A 20369-nucleotide genomic window follows, 5' to 3' on the forward strand; every position below is an offset into this window, starting at 1 on the left:
GGCCGTCGCCGGAAGCCCGGGACGGCTCCGGCGCTAGGCGGCGCCGGGGTCGTCCTCGTCCTTGCGGAGCGACGGCTTGGGGTTCGGGGCAGGGGCTTCCTGGAGGGGCTCAGAAGGCTCTCGGGGAGTCTGCGGAGGCTCTTCCTTGGTGAGGGAAGGCTTGGCCGCCTCGGTGATGGAGGGGGCCTCTGCGGGCTTCTCGGGCTCGTCCTCTTCGGTGAGCAGGACGCCGACCACGGCGCGGAGTTTGTCCTCGGAGATGGCGCCGGCGCGCAGGAGCCGGGGCACCGGCCCCGTCAGGTCGATGATCGTGGAGGGGTCGGCGTGGCCGGAGGTGCCGCCGTCCAGGTAGACCGCGACCGAGTCGCCCAGCATCTTCTCGGCCTCGTCGGCCGTGCGGGCCGCCGGACGGCCGGACAGGTTCGCGCTGCTGACGGCGAGAGGCCCGGTCTCCTTGAGCAGTTCGACGGCGAGCTCGTGCATCGGCATCCGGATCGCGACGGTGCCCTTCGTCTCGCCGAGGTCCCACATGAGGTTGGGATTGGCGCGGCAGACCAGGGTCAGCGCCCCCGGCCAGAACTCGTCGATGAGGTCCTGCCCGTAGGTGCCGAGGTCGTCCACGAGCGCCGTGGCGGCGCGGACGGAGCCGACCAGCACCGGCGGCGGCATCTCGCGGCCCCGGCCCTTGGCGTCCAGGAGGGCGGTCACGGCGGGCGGCATGAACGCGTCCACGCCGACCCCGTACACGGTGTCGGTCGGCAGGACGATCAGCTCGCCGCGCCGGACGGCCGAGAAGGCCTCGGCGATCCCCCGGCTGCGCTCCATCGGCTCAGAGCAGTCGTAACGTCGGCTCACGGTCGCCCGTCTTCCCATCTGCACAGCGCTCGCGGGTATGGCACCGACCAGGATAGCGGGGCTAGTCGGCGGCCAGGCGCGCGGTGACGAAGCGGTCCCGGTTCGCCAGGTCGCGCCGGTTGCGCACGTCGCGCCAGCCGTGCTCCTCCGCGAAGACCCAGTACACGCCGTTGCCCTGCAGATCGCTGTGCTCGACCGCCGCGTAGCCGCCGGGGCGCAGGAGGCGCCGGGCGGTGCGCTCCACCACGCGGATCGCGTCCAGGCCGTCGTCGCCGCCGCCCCACAGCGCGTCGGCGGGATCGTGGTCGCGGACGTCGCGCGGGACGTACTCCCACTCGCTCATCGGAATGTACGGGGGGTTGCTGACGACGAGGTCGACGGTGCCGTCCAGCTCGGTGAGGGCGGTCCCGAAGTCGTCCAGGTGCAGGCGGACGCGGCCCCGCTCGTCCAACTCCTCCACGTTGCGGGTCGCGTGGACGAAGGCGGTCGGGTCCTTCTCGACGGCGTGCACGCGGGCGCGGGGCGCCTCCAGCGCGATGGACAGCGCGATCGCGGCGGAGCCGGTGCCGAGGTCGACGACGAGGGGGTCGCGCACGTCCATGTCGCGCAGCGTCTCCAGCGCCCAGCCGACCATCACCTCGGTCTCCGGGCGCGGCACGAACACGCCGGGCCCGACCTTCAGCTCCAGGTACCGGAAGAACGCGCGGCCGGTGATGTGCTGCAGCGGCTCCCCCGCCTCGCGCCGCGCGACGAACTCCCAGAACCGGGCGTCGAACGCGCTGTCGGGGACGCCGTGCAGCTCCGAGCGCCGCACCCGGTGCACGGCCGCCGCGAGCTCCTCGGCGTCGGCGCGGGGCGAGGCGGCGCCCGCGTCGGCGAGCCGCGCGGTCGCCCTGGCGATCTCGTCGAGCAGCAGGTTCATGATCCTGCCTTCCGAGGGGGGACGACCCCCCACGCCCCCCGGTTCGCTGCGCTCATGCGTGCCTTCCGAGGGGGGACGACCCCCCACGCCCCCCGGTTCGCTGCGCTCATGACTTCTGGGCTTCGGCCAGGCGGCGTTCCATCTCGGCGTCGACCAGCGCCTGAGTGACGTTGTGGAGGTCGCCGTCCAGCACCTGGTCGAGGTTGTAGGCCTTGTAGCCGACCCGGTGGTCGGAGATCCGGTTCTCCGGGTAGTTGTACGTGCGCACCCGCTCGGACCGGTCCACGGTGCGGACCTGGCTCTTGCGCTCGGCGGAGGCGGCCGCGTCGGCCTCCTCCTGCGCCATCGCCAGCAGCCGGGAGCGCAGGATGCGCAGCGCCTGCTCCTTGTTCTGCAGCTGGCTCTTCTCGTTCTGGCAGGAGACGACGACGCCGGTCGGCAGGTGCGTGATGCGGACCGCGGAGTCGGTCGTGTTGACGCTCTGCCCGCCCGGCCCGGACGAGCGGTACACGTCGATGCGTAGGTCGTTCGGGTCGACCTGGACGTCGACGTCCTCGGCCTCGGGCGTCACCAGGACGCCGACGGCGCTGGTGTGGATGCGTCCCTGCGACTCGGTCGCGGGCACCCGCTGCACCCGGTGGACGCCGCCCTCGAACTTCAGCCGCGTCCAGACCCCCTCCTCCTGGGCGCCCTTGGCCTTCACCGCGACCGTGACGTCCTTGTACCCGCCGAGGTCGGAGGGGTGGGAGTCGAGGATCTCGGTCTTCCAGCCGACGCGCTCGGCGTAGCGGAGGTACATGCGCAGCAGGTCGCCGGCGAACAGCGCCGACTCCTCGCCGCCCTCGCCCGCCTTGACCTCCAGGATGACGTCCTTGCCGTCGCTCGGGTCGCGGGGGACGAGCAGCCGCCGCAGCCGCTCCTCCAGCTCCGTGCGGCGCTTCGCGAGGTCGTCGGCCTCGGCGGCGAACGCGGCGTCCTCGCCGCCCAGCTCGCGGGCCGTGGCGAGGTCGTCCTCGGTCGCGGACAGCTCGCGGTGCGTCTCGACGATCGGGCGCAGCTCCGCGTAACGCTTGCCGAGCTTGCGCGCCAGGCTCTGGTCGGCATGGACGGACGGGTCGGCGAGCCGTTCCTCGATGCCCGCGTATTCGCTGATCAGATCGTCGAGATTCACGCTGTGTCCTGGCCCGTTGCGGTGCGGGGACGGCCGCCCCCGCACCGGTTTCGGACGGCCCGGGGACCGTGGGTCCCCGGGCCGCCCCTGATGTCCGCCGTGCGGCTCGCCCTACTTGTCGGCCTTCTTCTTGCCGAAGCGCTGCTCGAAGCGCGCGACCCGGCCACCGGTGTCGAGGATCTTCTGCTTGCCCGTGTAGAACGGGTGGCAGTTCGAGCACACGTCCGCGTGGATCACGCCGTTCTCGGCGGTGCTGCGGGTCTCGAAGGTGTTGCCGCACGTACACGTCACGGTCGTGACGACGTAGTTCGGGTGGATGTCGGGCTTCATCGGTTCTCCTCGCCTCAGGCGGTCGCCGGGCGCCCCCGATCCGCATGGCGAAGCCATGGGAGATGTGGGAGGCGTGAACCGGTACCGCAGCGGTTGCACACCAAGTGTGCCAGATACCCGAACGTCGCGAGGTCACCGGGCATTCCCGATCCGGGGCGGGAGGCGCGGGGCCCGCCGCCCCCGCCTAGTGCAGCCCCAGGTAGGCAAGGACGGCCATGACGCGCCGGTGGCCGCCCTGGGCGGGCTGCAGGCCCAGCTTCATGAAGATGTTGGAGATGTGCTTCTCCACGGCGCCCTCGGTGACGACGAGGTCCGCGGCGATGGCGCCGTTCGAGCGCCCCTGCGCCATCAGCCCGAGCACCTCGCGCTCGCGCGGGGTCAGCGCCTCCAGCGGGTCGCCGGTGCGGCGCCGGCCGAGCAGCTGGCCGATCACCTCGGGGTCGATGACCGTCCCGCCCGCGGCGATGCGGCGCACCGCGTCGATGAACTCCTCGACGTCCGACACCCGCTCCTTCAGCAGGTAGCCGACCCCCTGGGCGCCGCCGCCGATCAGGTCCGTGGCGTAGCGCTCCTCCACGTACTGCGACAGCACGAGGATCGGCGTGCCCGGGCGGCGCTCCCGGACGCCGAGGGCCGCGCGCAGCCCCTCGTCGGTGAACGACGGCGGCATCCGGACGTCCACGATGGCGAGGTCGGGGGCGTGCTCCTCCACGATCCCGAGGAGGCCGGGGCCGTCGCCCACCGTCGCCACCGTCTCGATCCCGGCGTCGGCGAGCAGCCGGACGAGCCCTTCCCGCAACAGCACCGAGTCCTCGGCGATCACTACCCGCATCCGGCCATTATCGTGCCCGGCGCGCCGCCCCGCGCCGCGATCACCACGTGCAGGGCAGATCCGCGCGGACGATCGTGGGGCCGCCGGGCGGGCTGTCCACGATCAGCATGCCGTCGATCGTCGCCGCCCGGTCGGCCAGCCCGGCCAGGCCGCCGTCCGGCCGCGCGACCGCGCCGCCCACCCCGTTGTCGACCACCTCGACGACCACCCAGCGGTCCTCGCGCGCCACCCGGACGGACGCGCGGGTCGCGCGGGCGTACTTGGCGATGTTGGCCAGCGACTCGGCGACGATGAAGTAGGCGATGCTCTCGACCGCGGCCGGCGGGCGCTCGGGCAGGTCGACCTCCACCTCGACGGGGACCGGGGCGCGCCCGGCCAGCCCGGACAGCGCCGGGTCCAGGCCGCGGTCGGTGAGGATCGCCGGGTAGATCCCGCGGGCGAGGTCGCGCAGCTCGGAGATCGCCTCCCGGGTGCCCGCGTGCGCCTGCTCGATCAGCGCCCGCGCGCCCTCGGGGTCCTCGTCGAGCTTGGCGCGGGCGCGGCCGATGTCCATCGCCACGGCCAGCAGCCGCTGCTGGGCCCCGTCGTGCAGATCGCGCTCGATGCGGCGCCGCTCGAACTCGGCCGCGTCCACCCCACGGGCGCGGCTGGCCCGCAGGTGCTCGGTCCGCTCGCGCAGCGCCGCGTTCTCCCGCTGCGACGGGCTCGGGCCCAGCATCAGCGCGGCGAACGCCGCGTGCCCCATCGCGATCACGCGCGTCACGTACATCGCCGGGACGAGGAGCACCAGCCCCAGGAGCGAGACCGGCAGCGCCTCCACGGGGTTGCCCGCCCAGTACGAGACCCCGAAGTTGACCTCGGCCCCGCCGGACACCGCCACGATCACCGGGAGGAACAGCAGCGTGCCCGTCCCGGCCCACGCGATCGCCGACACGCCGAACTCGACCAGCGTGATCGGGAACAGCGCGGCGAAGTAGACGAGGTCCTTCCAGGTGCCCGGGTCCCCCGCCATCCCCTTGAGCTTGGTCAGCGGGTTGCGGCCCGCCGGCATGCGCCGGTACGGAGCCGGGATCCGGACGCCGAACGCCGCCAGGACGAAGCGCCGCTCCACCACCGCGCCGAACCGCCACGCGACCATCAGCAGCGCCAGCAGCGGGACGCCCACCCAGATGATCAGCAGCGCCACCGACAGGGTCAGCCCGACGGCGAGGACGACGAACCAGGCCAGCCCCCAGGCCAGGCTGACGCCCAGGTACAGCGCCGAGCGCCACGTCAGTGAGGACCTCACCATCGCGAGCGGATGCCAGGACCGGTTCATGACGGACGCCGACTCCCCGCCGGCCCTCGTCGCCGTCGCCCACCGCGCCGCGGCCCACTGGACGGCGCCGCCGCCCGCGGCGCCGGGGTCCTTGCTCAACTCGCCCACATCGTCCCTCCGTGCCGCTCGGACCTGCGTCGGCCCTCTCCGTCTCGTGTGTCCAAGCGTGCCGGGCGGGACGCGGGGCCGCCATGACGTCCGCCGCCCGATCGGAGGTGGGGCTAACCCCACCCCTTCGCGCGGGGCTCGGACGGCGACGCCCCCGCCCGGAGGACCGGACGGGGGCGTGCGCGGCACTGCTCAGCGATCGCCGGAAGACTCAGCGGTCGTCGGAGACGGTCGTCTTCTGCACCTGGAGCAGGAACTCGGCGTTGGACTTGGTCTCCTTCATCTTCTCGATGAGGAGCTCCAGCGCCTGCTGCGTGTCGAGCGCGTGCAGCACCCGGCGCAGCTGCCAGACGACCCGCAGCTCCTCCGGAGCCATGAGGATCTCCTCCTTGCGGGTGGAGGACTGGTCGACGTCCACCGCCGGGAAGATCCGCTTGTCCGCGAGCGACCGGTTGAGCTTCAGCTCCATGTTGCCGGTGCCCTTGAACTCCTCGAAGATGACCTCGTCCATGCGGGACCCGGTCTCCACCAGCGCGGTGGCGAGGATCGTCAGCGAGCCGCCGTTCTCGATGTTGCGCGCCGCGCCGAAGAACCGCTTCGGCGGGTACAGCGCGGTCGAGTCGACACCGCCGGACAGGATCCGGCCGGACGCCGGCGCCGCCAGGTTGTAGGCCCGGCCCAGGCGGGTGATCGAGTCGAGCAGCACCACGACGTCGTGGCCGAGCTCGACGAGCCGCTTGGCGCGTTCGATGGCCAGCTCCGCGACCGTGGTGTGGTCCTCGGCGGGACGGTCGAAGGTCGAGTGGATGACCTCGCCCTTCACCGTCCGCTGCATGTCGGTGACCTCTTCCGGACGCTCGTCCACCAGGACGACCATCAGGTGGCACTCCGGGTTGTTCTTGGTGATCGCGTTGGCGATCGCCTGGAGCACCATCGTCTTGCCGGCCTTCGGCGGCGAGACGATCAGGCCGCGCTGGCCCTTGCCGATCGGCGACACCAGGTCGATGATCCGGGTCGTCAGGATGCCCGCGTCGGACTCCAGGCGCAGCCGCTCCTGCGGGTACAGCGGGGTCAGCTTGCTGAAGTCGACGCGGCCCTTGGCCTGGTCGGGCTCCACCCCGTTGACGGTGTCGAGGCGGACCAGCGCGTTGAACTTCTCGCGCCGCTCGCCCTCGCGCGCCTGCCGGACGGCGCCGGTGATGACGTCGCCCTTGCGCAGCCCGTTCTTGCGGACCTGCGCCAGCGAGACGTACACGTCGTTCGGGCCGGGCAGGTAGCCGGTCGTCCGGACGAAGGCGTAGTTGTCGAGGATGTCGAGGATGCCCGCGACGGGAATGAGGACGTCGTCCTCGGTGAGCACCGGCTCCTCGTAGCGCTCGCGGCCGCGGCCGCGGTTGCGCTCCCGGAACCGGCGCCCGCGACGGCCCCGGCCGCTGCCGTCGTCGTCGTCGTGCTGGCCGCCGCCGCCCTGACCGCCGCCGCCCTGGCCGCGCTGACGCCCGCCGCCCTGGTCGCCGCGGTCGCCGCGCTCACCCCGGTCACCCCGGTCACCGCGCTCGCCACGCTCACCGCGCTCACCGCGCTCGCTTCGGTCGCCGCGCTCACCGCGCTCACCACGGTCGCCGCGGTCGCCGCGGTCGCGGCCCTCGCCGCGCTCCCGGCCACCGCGCTGCCGCTGGCGGCCGCCGCCTTCGCGGCCCTCACGGCCGTCGCGGTTGCCGTCCCGGCCGCCCTGGGACTCGCCGTCCTCGGAGTTCTGCTCGCGCCCCTGCTCCCGGCCCTGGCGGTCGCCGCGTCCCTCGGAAGCTCCCCGGTCCTGCTTCTCGCCCCGCTGCCGACCGCCCTGCCGCTCGGCCTTCTCCTGCTTGTCGCCCTGGACGGCCTTCTCGGCCGTGCCGGACTGCGCCTCGGGCGCCGCCGCGTTGTCGGACGCGGGCGCGGCCACGGGCGCGGCGTCGGCGATGGTCACCTGCTCGTCGGGCACCTCGCGCTTGGCGGCGGTGCGGCCGCGGCGCGGGCGCTCGGCCGTCACCGGGGCAGCGGCTCCCTGCTCGCCCCCGGCCGAGCCCTGCCCCTGGCCGCCCTGCTTCTCCTGAATGGCGGCGATGAGCTGGCTCTTGCGCATCCCGGTCGTGCCGGTGATGCCGAGGCTGGACGCGAGCGCCTTGAGCTCGGGGAGCACCATGGCCGACAGGCCGGTGCCGCGGCGGCGCCGGGGGGCGGCGGTCTCCGCGCCGGCCGGAGCGGCGGCGGTTTCCGTGCTCGTTGCGTCCGTAAGGAGTTCGCTGGATTCGCTCACTAAGGGTCCTTCCCAGGGCGCGGGCGTTGGCCGGCGTTCGGCCAGTCGACCCGGTGGTGCGGCCCGGCGGGGGCGCCGGATCGGGCTCCGCTGATCACGATGGAACCGGGATCTGCGTGTTCTGGGCACAGCCAGATGGTGGACGGGACGTTCCGCTCGTGCGTGTCCCCGGTACCGCCACGTCCGAAGTTTCGCTGGAATGCCTGACAACGGGAAGTCACGGTGTCGGGGAGCCTGGTACGCGGGACCGGCACGACCGGAGGGCCGAAATGGTGACGCGCGGCTGACGAGCACGCTGCCCCGAACGGGGCATCTGGTGCGGCAATCAGCCTAACATCACCAGGGCACACTGCTATTCCCCAGAGGTCGATGTCTTCGCATTTTACCTAGCCGGATCCTGCCGGACCGGCACCGGCCGGAGCGACGCGCGTCCCCCGCCCACGGCACCGCCGTCAGCTCCGGAACTCCGATTCCGGGGTCATCACGCGTGCGCCGCGGGTCGCGACGTCCAACGGGTGTTCGTGCCACCCTTTACCCACTCCGGCGCCGATCGAATCAACTCGTGATGCGGTTGTGAAGGCCAGGACAGTGGGCCCCGCACCGGAAATCACGGCCGGAACGCCCGCGTCCCGCAACCGCGCGACGAGCGCCGCCGATTCGGGCATGGCCGGGGCGCGGTAGTCCTGGTGGAGCCGGTCCTCGGTCGCGTCGAGCAGGATGCCGGCGTCCAGGCCGCCGGTGAGTGCCGCGACGAGCAGCGCCGCGCGCCCCGCGTTGGCGGCGGCGTCCCCGTGCGGGACGGTCTCGGGCAGCAGGCCGCGGGCCCGCTCCGTCGCGAGCCGCTGCTCGGGGACGAACGCGACGACCCGCGTGACCTGCGACTCCAGCCGCACCGACCGGGGGCCGCCGGGCGTCGTCCAGGCGACCGTCAGGCCTCCGGCGAGGCAGGGGGCCACGTTGTCGGGATGGCCCTCGATCTCCGTCGCGAGGCGCAGCGCCCCGGCGTCGTCGAGGAGCTTCCCGGCGGGGTGCAGCGCCCGGGCCGCGACGATCCCGGCGACGATCGCGGCGGACGAGGAGCCGAGGCCGCGACTGTGCGGGATGCGGTTGCGGCAGCGCAGCCGCAGCCCGTCCGGGCGCGCGGGACCGCTTCCGGCCAGGTCGTCCAGGACGTCGAAGGTCCGCCGCAACACCCGCACGATCAGGTGCCGGTCGCCGCGGTCGGCGACCTCGGCGCCCTCGCCGTCCACCTCGATGGACAGGCCGCCGCCGGTCGCCTCGACCTCGACGTCGTCGTACAGCTCCAGCGCGAGGCCGAGCGAGTCGAATCCCGGGCCCAGGTTGGCGCTGGTGGCGGGGGTCCGCACCAGCACCGGGCCTTCCTGCCAGCCCACCTCAGGTGAGGCCGAGCTCGGACGCGGCCGAGTGCGCGTCGACCTTGATGGTCGTCGGCGCGGGCGCCCCGGAGATGGCCCAGTCGGGGTCCTTGAGGCCGTTGCCCGTGACGGTGCAGACGACCCTGGACCCGGCCGCGACCCCGCCCTGCTCGCTCGCCTGGAGCAGGCCGGCGACGCTCGCCGCGGAGGCGGGCTCGACGAACACCCCCTCCTCCCGCGCGAGGAGCCGGTAGGCGGCGAGGATCTGCCGGTCGGTGACCGAGTCGATCGCGCCGCCGGACTCGTCGCGCGCGGCGACCGCGAGGTCCCACGAGGCGGGGTTGCCGATGCGGATCGCCGTGGCGATCGTCTGCGGCTTCAGGACGGGCTCGCCCTTCACGAACGGCGCCGCGCCGCTCGCCTGGAAGCCCAGCATGCGCGGGGCGCGCGAGGCGAGGCCGTCCTTGGCGTACTCCTGGTAGCCCATCCAGTACGCGGAGATGTTTCCGGCGTTGCCGACCGGCAGGCAGTGGACGTCGGGCGCGTCGCCGAGCGTGTCCACGATCTCGAACGCGGCCGTCTTCTGGCCCTGCAGCCGGTACTTGTTCACCGAGTTGACCAGCGCCACCGGGTAGTCGACCGACAGCTTGCGCGCCAGTTCGAGGCAGTCGTCGAAGTTGCCGTCCACCTGGAGCAGCCGGGCGCCGTGCACCAGCGCCTGCGCCAGCTTGCCCATCGCGATCTTGCCGTTGGGCACCAGGACCGCGCAGGTCATCCCCGCCCGCACCGCGTACGCGGCGGCGGACGCGGAGGTGTTGCCGGTCGAGGCGCAGATGACGGCCTTGGCGCCGTCCTCGGCGGCCTTGCTGATCGCCATCGTCATGCCGCGGTCCTTGAACGACCCGGTCGGGTTGGCGCCCTCGACCTTGAGGAACACCTCGCAACGGGTCATCTGGGAGAGCCGGGGGGCCGGCACGAGGGGGGTACCGCCCTCCAGCAGGGTGACGACGGGCGTCGCGTCCGTCACCGGAAGCCGGTCGCGGTACTCCTCGATAATGCCGCGCCACGCGCGGGCGTTCGCGTTCACTCGGTCTCCTCGGCTGACCTGCGATGTTCGCCCGAAGTCTACCGGGACCGGCCCCGCCTCACTCGTCGCCTTCGACGCGCATGACGCTCGTCACGCCGCGGACGATCTCCAGCTCCCGCAGGCCCGCCACCGTGGCCGACAGCGCGGCGTCCGGCGCCCGGTGCGTCACGACGACGAGCTGCGCCTCCTCGCCCGAGCCCACCTGCCGCACGGCCTGGATCGACACCCCGTGCCTGGCGAACTCCTCGGCGACCGTCGCGAGCACGCCGGCCTCGTCCGTCACGTCCACCTCGATGTAGTAGCGGGTGACGGTCTCGCCCATCGGCAGCACCGGCAGCTTCGCGTACGTGACCTCGACCGGGCCGGGCGTGCCGCCGACCACGTTGCGGGCCACCGCGACGAGGTCGCCGAGGATCGCCGACGCCGTCGGAGCGCCGCCCGCGCCCGCGCCGTAGAACATCAGCGAGCCCGCCGACTCCGCCTCGACGAACACCGCGTTGTACGCCTCGCGGACGCTCGCCAGCGGATGCGACCTCGGGATCATCGCCGGATACACGCGGACCGACACGCCGCGGCCGTTCCGGCCGTCCTCCGAAGGGATCCGCTCGCAGATGGCCAGGAGCTTGACGACGCAGTCCATCCCCTGGGCGCCCGCCACGTCGGCGGCGCTCACCTCGGTGATGCCCTCGCGGTGGACGTCCGCCGCCGTCACCGGCGTGTGGAAGGCCAGTTGCGCCAGGATCGCCGCCTTGGCCGCCGCGTCGAAGCCCTCCACGTCGGCCGTCGGGTCGGCCTCCGCGTACCCGAGCGCCTGCGCCTCGTCCAGCGCCTCGTTGAAGCCGGCGCCGTGCGTGTCCATCTGGTCGAGGATGTAGTTCGTGGTGCCGTTCACGATGCCGAGCACCCGGTGCACGTGGTCGCCGACCAGGGACTCCCTCAGCGGCCGCAGCAGCGGGATCGCGCCCGCCACGGACGCCTCGTAGTACAGGTCGGCGCCGTACTCCCGCGCCGCCGCGAACAGCGTCGCCCCGTCCTCGGCCAGCAGCGCCTTGTTCGCGGTGACGACCGACTTGCCGGCCTTCATCGCCTCCAGCATCAGCGTCCTGGCCGGCTCGATGCCGCCGATCACCTCGATGACGAGGTCGACGTCGTCCCTGGTCACCAGCGTCTGCGCGTCCGTGGTCAGCAGCGCCGGGTCGACGCCCGCGCGCACCCGGTCAGGCCTGCGCACGGCGATCCCGGCCAGCTCCAGCGGAACCCCCACCCGCGCGGCCAGATCGTCCGCCTGCTCGTTCAGCAGCCGGACGACCTCCGTGCCGACCACGCCGCAACCGAGCAGCGCCACGCGCAGTCCGCGTTTCACGCTTCGACCTCCGCATCGAGCCGCAGCAGGTCGTCCGCGCTCTCCCGCCGGACGATCACGCGCGACCTGCCGTCCCTCACCGCCACCACGGCGGGCTTCGGGACATGGTTGTAGTTGCTGGCCATCGACCGACAGTACGCACCGGTCGCCGCCACCGCCACCAGATCCCCCGGCGCAAGATCTTCGGGGAACCACAGGTCCCGCACCACAATGTCGCCGCTCTCGCAGTGCTTGCCGACAAGCCTACTGAGCATGGGGGCGGCCTCGGACGTCCTGCTCGCCAGCACCCCGGTGTACTCGGCGCCGTACAGGGCCGTGCGCAGGTTGTCGGACATGCCGCCGTCCACCGAGACGTACGTGCGCAGCCCCTCGACGTCCTTGACCGTCCCGACCTCGTACAGCGTGACGCCGCCGGGACCGATGATCGCCCGGCCCGGCTCCACGGTCAGCCGCGGCATCGCCAGCCCGTACGCCCGGCACTCGCGCGCGACGATGGCGCGCAGCCCGTCCGCGATCGACTTCGGGTCGTGCGGCTCCTCGCCCGGCACGTACGCGATGCCGTAGCCGCCGCCGAGGTCCAGCTCGGGAAGCTCGACGCCGTGCTCGTCCCGGATGGCCACCAGCAGCTCGGCCAGCCGGTGCGCGGCCACCTCGAACCCGTCCACCTCGAAGATCTGCGACCCGATGTGGCTGTGCAGCCCCACCAGTTCGAGCTGCTCCAGCGCCAGGACCCGCCTGACCGCCTCCAGGGCCGCCCCGGAACTCCGGGAGAACCCGAACTTCTGGTCGTCATGGGCGGTGGCGATGAACTCGTGCGTGTGCGCCTCGACGCCCGTGGTCACGCGCACCATCACCTTGGCCCGGACGCCCATCTCCTTGGCGAGGTACCCCACCCGGGCGATCTCCTCGAACGAATCGAGCACGATCCGTCCGACCCCGACCTCCAGGGCCTTCTCCAGCTCCCAGGACGCCTTGTTGCTCCCGTGCAGCGTGATGCGCTCGGTGGGAAAGCCCGCCGCCAGCGCCACGGCGAGCTCACCGCCGCTGCACACGTCGAGGCCGAGCCCCTCCTCGTTCAGCCACCGCGCGACGGCCGTGCACAGGAACGCCTTGCCCGCATAGTGGACGTCCCCGTCGTGGAACGCCGCCGCGTACTCCCTGGCGCGGCTCCGGACGTCCTCCTCGTCGTAGACGTAGAGGGGCGTCCCGTACTCCTTCGCCAGGTCCCTGACGTCCACTCCCCCGACGGTGAGGGCGCCCTCCTCCCGCTTGGAGTTCCGCGGCCACACGGAGGGCTCGAGCGCGTTCAGGTCCTCCGCCGGCCCGGCCGGATGATCCTCCGGCAGGACGTCGGCATGCCGCGGCCCGGCAGGGTGTACTCGACTCATATCCGCTCTCTAGGTGTTTCACCGATCATGTTCAGCCCGTTGCCGAGGACGACCTTCACGGCCTCCGCCAGGCCGACCCGTCCCGCGTGCACCGCCCCGGGCTCCTCATCGCCCACGGGCAGCGCGGGACAACGCTCGTGCACCTCGTGGTACGCCCCGGCAACGCTCTCCAAGCACAACATCAGGGGCCTGGCGTCGCCTTCCCGCTCCGCCTGCGCGGCCCGTCCGGGAACGTCCCCGAGCGCCCCCACGAGCTCCTCCGCACCACCCTCGAACGGCCCGGCCCCGACCCCGAGTTCCCGCGCCCAACGCCCGACCCAACAGGCCCGCGCATAGGCGTAACGCACCGAGAACCCCGGATTCTCGAACGTCCGGGGCCATTCGCTCCACCCGCCCGACGGCACCCGCGCGACCCCGTAACGAGGATCACGCCGGATGACCTCCACCAGCTCGGGCCCCACCACGATCCTCACGAACCCGGGCCCGGAGACGCTCCCGCCGACCCGACGCGCGATCACCTGCGGATCGACACCGAGCCTCAGCGCCACCGGACTCTCGAAGACCCCGCCGCCCCGCCCGAAGACCACGACCTCCTCGGGAACCGCGACATCGATCTCCCCCGCGTCCACGGCGTCCCGCACCGCCCGCGCGAGAGCATCCCCTGGAGTCACCCTGGTGAGACTAGCCGACCACTATCTGGACACCGCGGCGAGTTTCCGCACCGTCTGGATCAGCTGGTTGGGGTCGAACGGCTTCGTCACGTACGCGTCGACGCCGATCTCGTGCCCCCGCCGCACGTCATGCTCCTGCGCCCGCGCCGTGATCATCACGACCCTGATGTGCGCGGTCCCGGGGTCCTCCCGCAGCCGCACCGCGGTGACCCACCCGTCCAGCCGGGGCATCATCACGTCCAGCGTGATCACGTCCGGCCCGACCTCCGCCACCTTCTCCAGGCAGTCCTGGCCGTCCACCGCGGTCGACACCTCGAACCCCTCCAGTTGCAGGTTCACGGCGATGAGCTGGCGGATCACCTCGTCATCATCGACGACCAGCACGCGTCCCAGTGGCTCGGTCACGGCCTTGAAGTTAGCCCACCGGACCCCCTGAACGCACGGCGAACCTCCCGGTGCGCGTCACCCCGCCAACCCTGGTAACCTCATACCGCGTCGCGCCCCCTTAGCTCAGGGGATAGAGCAACGGCCTCCGGAGCCGTGTGCGCAGGTTCGAATCCTGCAGGGGGCACCTCAGACGACCACCACAAACCCCGGCAGACCAGGCACTAAGCCTGTCGCCGGGGTTTGTCGCATACGCACCCAAGCACCAGCGAAGCCGCTGATTGTCGCGCTTCCCGGAACATACGCGGAACGCGTCAAGGGGCGGCGGCCCTCAGGCCGCTGCGCGGCCCCGCGCCAGGCCGCCCGGAGCGTGCGGCGTGGGCGCCGGTCACCGGGCAGCCGCGCCGGACCGCCACACCTGCCGGCCCCGCCCCGATCGCTCACCCCAGGGGCGCGCCACCGCCCCACCCAATCGCCGGGACCTCTACACCCGTTCGGCGACGAGCCACCATTACGCAGGCGGGAAGCTCGGGCGTATGAGGCGTGCGCTAGTCGCGCCAGTGGAACCAGGCATCAAAGATCGTCTGCGCTGAGTCTGCAAGGTTCGTCTCGACGGCAAGCCCCATAGGCAGCGGTCGGATAAGGAGATCTGCGCCGATCAGGGCTATACCGTGTCGGTCTAGAACGTCCCTGATCTGGCGATATTCGCTGGCCCACGACCGATCGGGAGCGGTGACGGCCCGATCGGATTCGGGCAGCACTGAGGAACCATTGTCACCAGGGCCTCGCCATCGATTGGCCGGACGCAGCACACAGGCCACCGGAGTCAGACGACATAGGAGAACGTTCAGGCACTCGACGCTGACCTGGCCGCCGCCCTCATTTCGCCGGGTGGAACCATCACGCTTAGTGACAGACACATCAGCGTAGGAGGCGTACCCGGAGCCATAGTGATCGAACTCGGCATGCTCCACCACGACCAGCGGCAGGGTGTTCAACGAAGCGGTGACTCCTCGAAGCAGCCCTTCAACGTCCAGCCCATGAGCCCAGAAGCGTTCGCTGCGGAGCTGCTCGTCACGAACAGCCCGCCGCAGCATCGCAACCTCGGTCAACGACGCGTCCATGTGATCAGCCACTCAACGATCCTCGCGCCAACTGACCAAGATCCGGAACATACCGCGAACCTTCGTCATGGGTCCGATAGTGCCTGTCTGTATGGCTCGAACTCCGCCGTGACCTGGGCGATTCCGTTGGACAGGGTCCACAGGTCGTACCACTTGTTCTCGACCGGGTTGAGCAACCTGTCGAACGTCCGCGCGGCCAGTGACCGAAGATCCTCCGGGCAGAGGAACATGAGGTCTATCAGGTCTTCTTCGGTATCTGGATCCACGACCATGCCCCCGGATCGGACAGCGGTCAACGCCGCAGCCACCAGCGCGTCATCTCCTGAGATCGAATCCACTGGCCCAGGCGCGTCGGCTACCCGCGACATGACCTCGCGGAGGCGATCAACGATGTCGTCCGCCTTCGCCAGATCCTCTAGGAGGTCTTGGGCGTAATCGTTATCGAAAGGCCCATAGCCCCAAGTGCCCAAAGCGACCTCACAGTGATCCAGGTCTCCGACCGACAACTTATAGAGGGTGTTTGTTGATGAGCGCCAGGTTTCGGGTTGGGCTGTCATGGAGTTGTGTACTGGTCGTGCGGGAGCGGTCCTCGGGGCGCGGCTGCAACTTTGAAGCCCGAGGTCTTGTTCCAGGGGACCGCTGACCACAGGTTTTTCAGAGTTGCCCCTATACGTTCCACCAGTGGCCAGTCGGGACGTTCGCCGCTCACCGTGACTCGCGCCATTAGATCGCTGCCCCATACGCCGTGGTCGTCATCAGGGTCTGCTGCGATCACATCTTCGGCGATGAATTGCATTCCTACATGGATTTCCAACAGGAGATAGTCAGCCGCCGGTCTCATGTCTTCGGTCGCTGTGGCCAGCCTGAAGCTTCGTACGGCGTCGGCCTCGGGGCCTGACCACTCACCCGGGCGAGGCTCAGGCGGGCCGAGGTATTCCCCGACCAAAGGGGGTCCGCTCTCTAGAACGGCGTTGAGAACATGCTCCATCGCCTCTGCGCCGGTTGTCTGTCCGGTTGCCCTGGCGAAGAACGTGAGCTGATATTCCATTGCGCATCCCTTACTGCCCTGCTATCTCAGGCGCCCGTGCGCCGCTGCCGCGTTACGGGCAGGCGATCACGATTGCGTCGCCTGGTTGGTCGGCTTCTCGAAGGCTTTGGCTACCTTCTGTCGCACTTGGCCGTAGAGATGTGGATGTTGTGAGGCTTCCATGCCTTCAGCCCGGAAAACCGCGGCCGTGAACTCGTCTACGTCATTTGGCGGCGAGTCGCGCAGTGAATCGTGATCGTCCGGGGGTAGGCAGAAACCGAGTTCGACGCAGAGGTCACGGAGCAGGAGAGTGACTTCCTCGGGAGACAGCTTGGCCGGTTCCATGCTTCTACGGTGGCACACCGCCCCCTAGGTGCTTTGGGGGGTGTGCGGGGCGGCGTGGGTGAGGTGTGTTGGGCTGACCTGGGGGAACTCTGTGTTCGCTCGCCGCGTTTCCGGCAGGGGAGGCAGATGACCAGGGGTTCGGGGGCCGGGGCGCGATGGTGATCCTGCTTTCGTTGGTGCTCGGGGTGCTGGTGATCCTGGGGATCACCGGGGTGACGGGGTACTTCGTCGCGCAGGAGTTCGCCTACATGGCCGTGGATCGGTCCAGGTTGGCGGCTCTCGCGGGGGGCGGGGACGGTGCCGCCCGGCGGGCGCTCGGGGTGACGCGGCGGACGTCGTTCATGCTGTCGGGGGCGCAGCTCGGTATCACGGTCACCGGTCTGCTGGTCGGGTACGTCGCCGAGCCGCTGGTCGGGCGGGCGTTGGGGGACGTGCTCGGCGGCGTCGGCGTGCCGGACGCGACGGGGATCGCGGTGGGCACGGTGCTGGCACTGGGGCTGTCCACGCTGGTGCAGATGCTGTTCGGGGAGCTCGTTCCGAAGAACCTGGCCATCGCGCGGCCGGAACCGGTGGCGCGGGCGCTGGCACGGTCCACGCTGGTCTACCTGAAGGTGTTCGGGTGGCTGATCCGGGTGTTCGACCAGTCGTCGAACCTGCTGCTGCGGCTGCTGCGCATCGCGCCGGTGCACGACGTCGAGCACGCGGCCACCGAGCGGGACCTGGCGCGCATCGTCGCCGAGTCGCGGCGCAGCGGCGACCTGCCGCCGGAGCTGTCCATCCTGCTCGACCGCATCCTCGACTTCCCGCGGCGGGACGTCGAGCACGCCATGATCCCGCGCTCCCGCGTCGACACGGTGGCGGTGCGGCAGCCGCTCGGCGAGGTCCGCCGCGCGATGAGCGCCGGGCATTGTGCTGGACGGCGGGCGCGTCGCCGGTGTGGTGCACCTCAACGACGTCCTGGCCGCCGGGACGGAGGGGACGGCGGCGTCGGTCATGCGGCCCGCGACCGTGCTCGCGACCCTCATGACGCTGCCGAAGGCGCTGGACGCGCTGGCCGGTGCGGGTGACGAGCTCGCCTGCGTGGTCGACGAGTTCGGCGGGTTCGCGGGGGTCCTGACGCTGGAGGATCTCGCCGAGGAACTGGTGGGCGAGATCACCGACGAGCACGACGTGGCGGAGGCCGGGCCCGCCGCGGTCGCCGGGTCCGACACCTGGATCGTTCCCGGCGACCTCCACATCGACGAGGTCGAGCGCACGCTCGACCTGAGGCTGCCCGAGGGCGACTACGAGACGCTGGCGGGGCTGGTCATCGCCGTCCACGGGGCGCTGCCCGAGGTGGGGACGACGGTCGAGGTCCCGCTGCCTCCGGAGGCCGCCGATCTGGTCCGTGACGACGAGCCGCCGGTCCGGGTCCTGGGGGCCGAGGTCCTGGAGGTGGAGCACCACGTGCCCTCGTCCGTCCGGTTGCGGGTGAGCGCGGAATGACGGCGAACCCGTGGGCGGTGCTCGCCGCGACCGTCGCCGTCATCGCCCTGAGCGCCTTCTTCGTCGCCGTCGAGTTCGCGCTCATCGCGGCCAGGCGGCACCGGCTGGAGGACGCCGCCCTGACCAGTCCGGCCGCCCGGGCCGCGCTGCGCAGCGCCTCCGAACTGTCCGTCCTGCTCGCCGGGGCGCAGCTCGGCATCACCGTCTGCACGCTCGCGCTCGGCGCGATCACCAAGCCGGCCGTGCACCACTGGCTCACCCCGCTGTTCGAACACTGGGGGCTCGCCCTCTGGCTCGCCGACGCGGCCGGGTTCGTGCTCGCGCTGGTCGTGGTGACGTTCCTGCACCTGGTGGTGGGCGAGATGGCGCCCAAGTCCTGGGCGATCGCCCACCCCGAGCGGTCGGCCACGATGCTGGCGCTGCCGATGCGCGGCTTCATGAAGCTGACCCGGCCGCTGCTGTCCACGCTGAACTCGGCGGCGAACTGGTGCCTGCGCAGGGTCGGCGTCGAGGCGACCGACCAGGTCGTCTCCCGCCAGGACCCCGAGGCCCTGCGCCACCTGGTCGAGCATTCGGCGAACGTCGGGGCGCTCGACGCGGGTTACTCCGCGCGGCTCACCGGCGCCCTCGACCTGCGCGAGCTGCGGGTGGACGACCTGGTGAAGCCCGGGCTGGCGGCCGTCCCGCCGGACGCCACCGTCGCCGATGTCCAGGCCGCCGCACTCGCCTCCGGGCATCTGCGCATCCTGGTCGGCGGGCCCGGCACCGCCTGGAAGGTCGTCCACGTCCGCGACACCCTGACCGAGCCGGAAAGCGCGGGCATCCGCCGTCTGACCCGTCCTGCGCTGCTGTTCCCCGCGGGTACGCCCGTCTACGCCGCGCTTTCTCGCATGCGCGAGAGCGGTAATCAGCTCGCCCTGGTGACACGCGGCGGCGAGATCCTGGGTGTCGTCACCATCACCGACGTGCTCCGCCGCCTCTTCTCGCGTCCGCCGTTGACCGGCCCCGGGGGTTCTCCGTCGTCATGAGATCGATGGGGTGTCCGGCAAGGTGGGTTTTCTGTGGAGTACCAGGAGGGCTACGTCGTCTGCCAGCTTGCTGTGGGCGTACTGCTCCAGGTCGTGGTGGACGGTAGGAGCGATTTCGGCGGGGGGCAGGTGCTCCCAGCGGGACAGGCGCTCTTCCAAGGGGTAGAAGGCGCCGGACGGGTCGCGGGTCTCAGTGATGCCGTCAGTGCATAGGAGGAGCGTGGAATCGGTTGGGAAGTTGAACGGTGTGACGGTTCGTGGTTCTGGGTTGAGGGAGGCTAGGCCCAGCGGCAGGGAGGCCTCTCCTAGGTGAATCTGGCCCGTCCCTTGCTCGGACAGCAGGTAGGGCGGGATGTGGCCGCAGTTGATGGCTTGGGCGGTCGTTTCCGAGCCGATGTCCAGGATGAGGGCTGTGACGAATCGTTGTTCCTCGCCTGTCTGGGCGACGAAGGAGTTGTGCCGCAGAACCGAGTTCTCCAGGGCATCCACGACGGCGGTCAGCGTCGGCTCTGCCAGGGCCGCCTCGCGGAACGAGTTGAGCACCGCGAAGGCCGCGCTGATGGCGGGGAGGCCCTTGCCCTGGACGTCGGCGATGAGGACGCGGCTGCCGTAGGGGGTCGGCATGGCCTCGTAGACGTCGCCGCCGACCATGCTGTCCTCCTCGACCGGCTCGTACAGGCCGTGGACGACGAGTTCGGCGGTGGCGAGGGGGAACGGGCGCAGGATATGGCGCTGCAGGGCGGCGGCCGCGGAGCGGAGCCGGCTGATCTCCTTTTCCTGGCGGACGCGGCGGACCGCCTGGACGACGCTCAGGCCGTCGAGCGCGAGAGCGAAGATGATCACGCTGGCGGTGGCCGCCGCGCTCGGCAGCGGGCGGCGGATCAGCGAGCCGATGATGACCAGGACCGTCCAGACGGAGGCGACCGCGGTCTGCCGGACCGTCCCGCGGCCGGCGATCAAGGTGGGCAGGAAGACCAGGAACGGGGCCAGGCCGGTCTCCCGGCCGAGCGCGACGCCGGTCACCGCGAGGGCCGCGGTGATCCCCACGAGCCATCCCGCCACGACCCGCCAGGTGAGGCCGCCCTCGCGCGTGACGGCGTTCGCACCGTCCGGATCCTCCGAGATGCCCATCTCCCGCCCCGTCGAGAGCCGCCCCTTCCGTGATCATTAGAACACGGAGGGTGGCCGACGGGATCACGGTCGCCCGACGCGGCGGGCCGGGGCCGACGTGGCGCCGCGTCGGCCCCGGACCCGCG

19 protein-coding genes, 1 tRNA gene and 1 pseudogene are annotated in these 20369 nt (G+C 71.5%); 3 read left to right on the forward strand and 18 right to left on the reverse strand.

Translation table 11 applies throughout. The features are described 5' to 3' along the window. Window positions 1–33: 33 nt before the first annotated feature. The 13 genes from ABD944_RS30180 to ABD944_RS30240 form a co-directional block, all read right to left on the reverse strand. Window positions 34–855 (reverse strand): L-threonylcarbamoyladenylate synthase, encoded by an 822-nt coding sequence (locus tag ABD944_RS30180; protein ID WP_345182624.1) that lies wholly within the window; start codon window positions 853–855, stop codon window positions 34–36. 61 nt (window positions 856–916) lie between these two features. After that, complete coding sequence (prmC, locus tag ABD944_RS30185) at window positions 917–1777, reverse strand: peptide chain release factor N(5)-glutamine methyltransferase (RefSeq protein ID WP_345182625.1); 861 nt, start codon at window positions 1775–1777, stop codon at window positions 917–919. A gap of 106 nt (window positions 1778–1883) precedes the next feature. Next, the gene (gene prfA, locus ABD944_RS30190; protein WP_345182626.1) at window positions 1884–2948 is read right to left on the reverse strand and encodes a peptide chain release factor 1; all 1065 of its coding nucleotides are present in this window, start codon (window positions 2946–2948) and stop codon (window positions 1884–1886) included. Between the two features lie 111 nt (window positions 2949–3059). Next, window positions 3060–3278 carry a 50S ribosomal protein L31 gene (gene rpmE / locus ABD944_RS30195; RefSeq protein WP_121434040.1) on the reverse strand — a complete coding sequence of 73 codons (219 nt, stop codon included), beginning with the start codon at window positions 3276–3278 and terminating at the stop codon, window positions 3060–3062. A gap of 184 nt (window positions 3279–3462) precedes the next feature. Beyond that, window positions 3463–4110, reverse strand: coding sequence for a response regulator transcription factor (locus ABD944_RS30200; protein WP_345182627.1), 648 nt, complete (start codon window positions 4108–4110; stop codon window positions 3463–3465). Window positions 4111–4150: 40 nt separating this feature from the next. Continuing rightward, on the reverse strand, window positions 4151–5536 hold the full coding sequence (locus tag ABD944_RS30205; protein ID WP_345182628.1) for a sensor histidine kinase: 1386 nt from the start codon (window positions 5534–5536) through the stop codon (window positions 4151–4153). A 211-nt stretch (window positions 5537–5747) separates the two neighbouring features. Beyond that, the gene (gene rho, locus ABD944_RS30210; RefSeq protein ID WP_345182629.1) at window positions 5748–7835 is read right to left on the reverse strand and encodes a transcription termination factor Rho; all 2088 of its coding nucleotides are present in this window, start codon (window positions 7833–7835) and stop codon (window positions 5748–5750) included. 452 nt (window positions 7836–8287) lie between these two features. Next, window positions 8288–9208, reverse strand: coding sequence for a homoserine kinase (thrB, locus tag ABD944_RS30215; RefSeq protein WP_345182630.1), 921 nt, complete (start codon window positions 9206–9208; stop codon window positions 8288–8290). Window positions 9209–9230: 22 nt separating this feature from the next. Further along, on the reverse strand, window positions 9231–10298 hold the full coding sequence (thrC, locus tag ABD944_RS30220) for a threonine synthase (RefSeq protein ID WP_345182631.1): 1068 nt from the start codon (window positions 10296–10298) through the stop codon (window positions 9231–9233). Window positions 10299–10356: 58 nt separating this feature from the next. Continuing rightward, window positions 10357–11643 carry a homoserine dehydrogenase gene (locus ABD944_RS30225; RefSeq protein WP_345182683.1) on the reverse strand — a complete coding sequence of 429 codons (1287 nt, stop codon included), beginning with the start codon at window positions 11641–11643 and terminating at the stop codon, window positions 10357–10359. A 14-nt stretch (window positions 11644–11657) separates the two neighbouring features. Beyond that, the gene (lysA, locus tag ABD944_RS30230) at window positions 11658–13049 is read right to left on the reverse strand and encodes a diaminopimelate decarboxylase (protein WP_345182632.1); all 1392 of its coding nucleotides are present in this window, start codon (window positions 13047–13049) and stop codon (window positions 11658–11660) included. Beyond that, on the reverse strand, window positions 13046–13720 hold the full coding sequence (locus ABD944_RS30235; RefSeq protein ID WP_345182634.1) for a DALR anticodon-binding domain-containing protein: 675 nt from the start codon (window positions 13718–13720) through the stop codon (window positions 13046–13048). Before ABD944_RS30235 ends, lysA begins: the two co-directional genes overlap by 4 nt. A gap of 21 nt (window positions 13721–13741) precedes the next feature. Next, window positions 13742–14104: a response regulator transcription factor gene (locus ABD944_RS30240; protein WP_345182684.1), complete on the reverse strand. Its 363-nt coding sequence runs from the start codon at window positions 14102–14104 to the stop codon at window positions 13742–13744. A gap of 115 nt (window positions 14105–14219) precedes the next feature. Here ABD944_RS30240 and ABD944_RS30245 point away from each other — a divergent pair. Next, window positions 14220–14291: transfer RNA gene (locus tag ABD944_RS30245), tRNA-Arg, on the forward strand. Window positions 14292–14652: 361 nt separating this feature from the next. On the opposite strand, the gene ABD944_RS30250 is transcribed toward ABD944_RS30245, so the two are convergent. The 4 genes from ABD944_RS30250 to ABD944_RS30265 all read right to left on the reverse strand — a co-directional run bounded on the left by ABD944_RS30250 (window position 14653) and on the right by ABD944_RS30265 (window position 16600). Continuing rightward, the gene (locus ABD944_RS30250) at window positions 14653–15240 is read right to left on the reverse strand and encodes a hypothetical protein (protein ID WP_345182635.1); all 588 of its coding nucleotides are present in this window, start codon (window positions 15238–15240) and stop codon (window positions 14653–14655) included. A 53-nt stretch (window positions 15241–15293) separates the two neighbouring features. Then, window positions 15294–15734, reverse strand: a complete 441-nt coding sequence (locus ABD944_RS30255) for a DUF4259 domain-containing protein (RefSeq protein ID WP_345182636.1) — start codon at window positions 15732–15734, stop codon at window positions 15294–15296. 47 nt (window positions 15735–15781) lie between these two features. After that, window positions 15782–16276 (reverse strand): hypothetical protein, encoded by a 495-nt coding sequence (locus ABD944_RS30260; RefSeq protein ID WP_345182638.1) that lies wholly within the window; start codon window positions 16274–16276, stop codon window positions 15782–15784. Between the two features lie 66 nt (window positions 16277–16342). Then, window positions 16343–16600, reverse strand: coding sequence for a hypothetical protein (locus ABD944_RS30265; RefSeq protein WP_345182639.1), 258 nt, complete (start codon window positions 16598–16600; stop codon window positions 16343–16345). Between the two features lie 155 nt (window positions 16601–16755). Between ABD944_RS30265 and ABD944_RS30270 the strand changes: the two are divergent. Beyond that, window positions 16756–18085: pseudogene (locus ABD944_RS30270) on the forward strand (hemolysin family protein). Continuing rightward, entirely contained in the window at window positions 18082–19113 is a 1032-nt protein-coding gene (locus ABD944_RS30275) for a hemolysin family protein (RefSeq protein WP_345182641.1), read from the forward strand. Before ABD944_RS30270 ends, ABD944_RS30275 begins: the two are co-directional and overlap by 4 nt. Here ABD944_RS30275 and ABD944_RS30280 read toward each other — a convergent pair. Further along, entirely contained in the window at window positions 19108–20244 is a 1137-nt protein-coding gene (locus ABD944_RS30280) for a PP2C family protein-serine/threonine phosphatase (RefSeq protein ID WP_345182642.1), read from the reverse strand. The two genes, ABD944_RS30275 and ABD944_RS30280, sit on opposite strands and share 6 nt — an antisense overlap. Window positions 20245–20369: the final 125 nt, after the last annotated feature.

Source organism: Actinomadura verrucosospora (assembly GCF_039540335.1).
Lineage (GTDB): Bacteria > Actinomycetota > Actinomycetes > Streptosporangiales > Streptosporangiaceae > Spirillospora > Spirillospora verrucosospora.

Coding starts and splice junctions, on each gene's coding strand:
- prmC (WP_345182625.1), bottom strand. CDS start 1,777: ATGAACCTGCTGCTCGACGAGATCGCCAGGGCGACCGCGCGGCTCGCC.
- rpmE (WP_121434040.1), bottom strand. CDS start 3,278: ATGAAGCCCGACATCCACCCGAACTACGTCGTCACGACCGTGACGTGT.
- ABD944_RS30200 (WP_345182627.1), bottom strand. CDS start 4,110: ATGCGGGTAGTGATCGCCGAGGACTCGGTGCTGTTGCGGGAAGGGCTC.
- lysA (WP_345182632.1), bottom strand. CDS start 13,049: ATGAGTCGAGTACACCCTGCCGGGCCGCGGCATGCCGACGTCCTGCCG.
- ABD944_RS30260 (WP_345182638.1), bottom strand. CDS start 16,276: ATGGAATATCAGCTCACGTTCTTCGCCAGGGCAACCGGACAGACAACC.
- ABD944_RS30265 (WP_345182639.1), bottom strand. CDS start 16,600: ATGGAACCGGCCAAGCTGTCTCCCGAGGAAGTCACTCTCCTGCTCCGT.
- ABD944_RS30275 (WP_345182641.1), top strand. CDS start 18,082: ATGACGGCGAACCCGTGGGCGGTGCTCGCCGCGACCGTCGCCGTCATC.
- ABD944_RS30280 (WP_345182642.1), bottom strand. CDS start 20,244: ATGGGCATCTCGGAGGATCCGGACGGTGCGAACGCCGTCACGCGCGAG.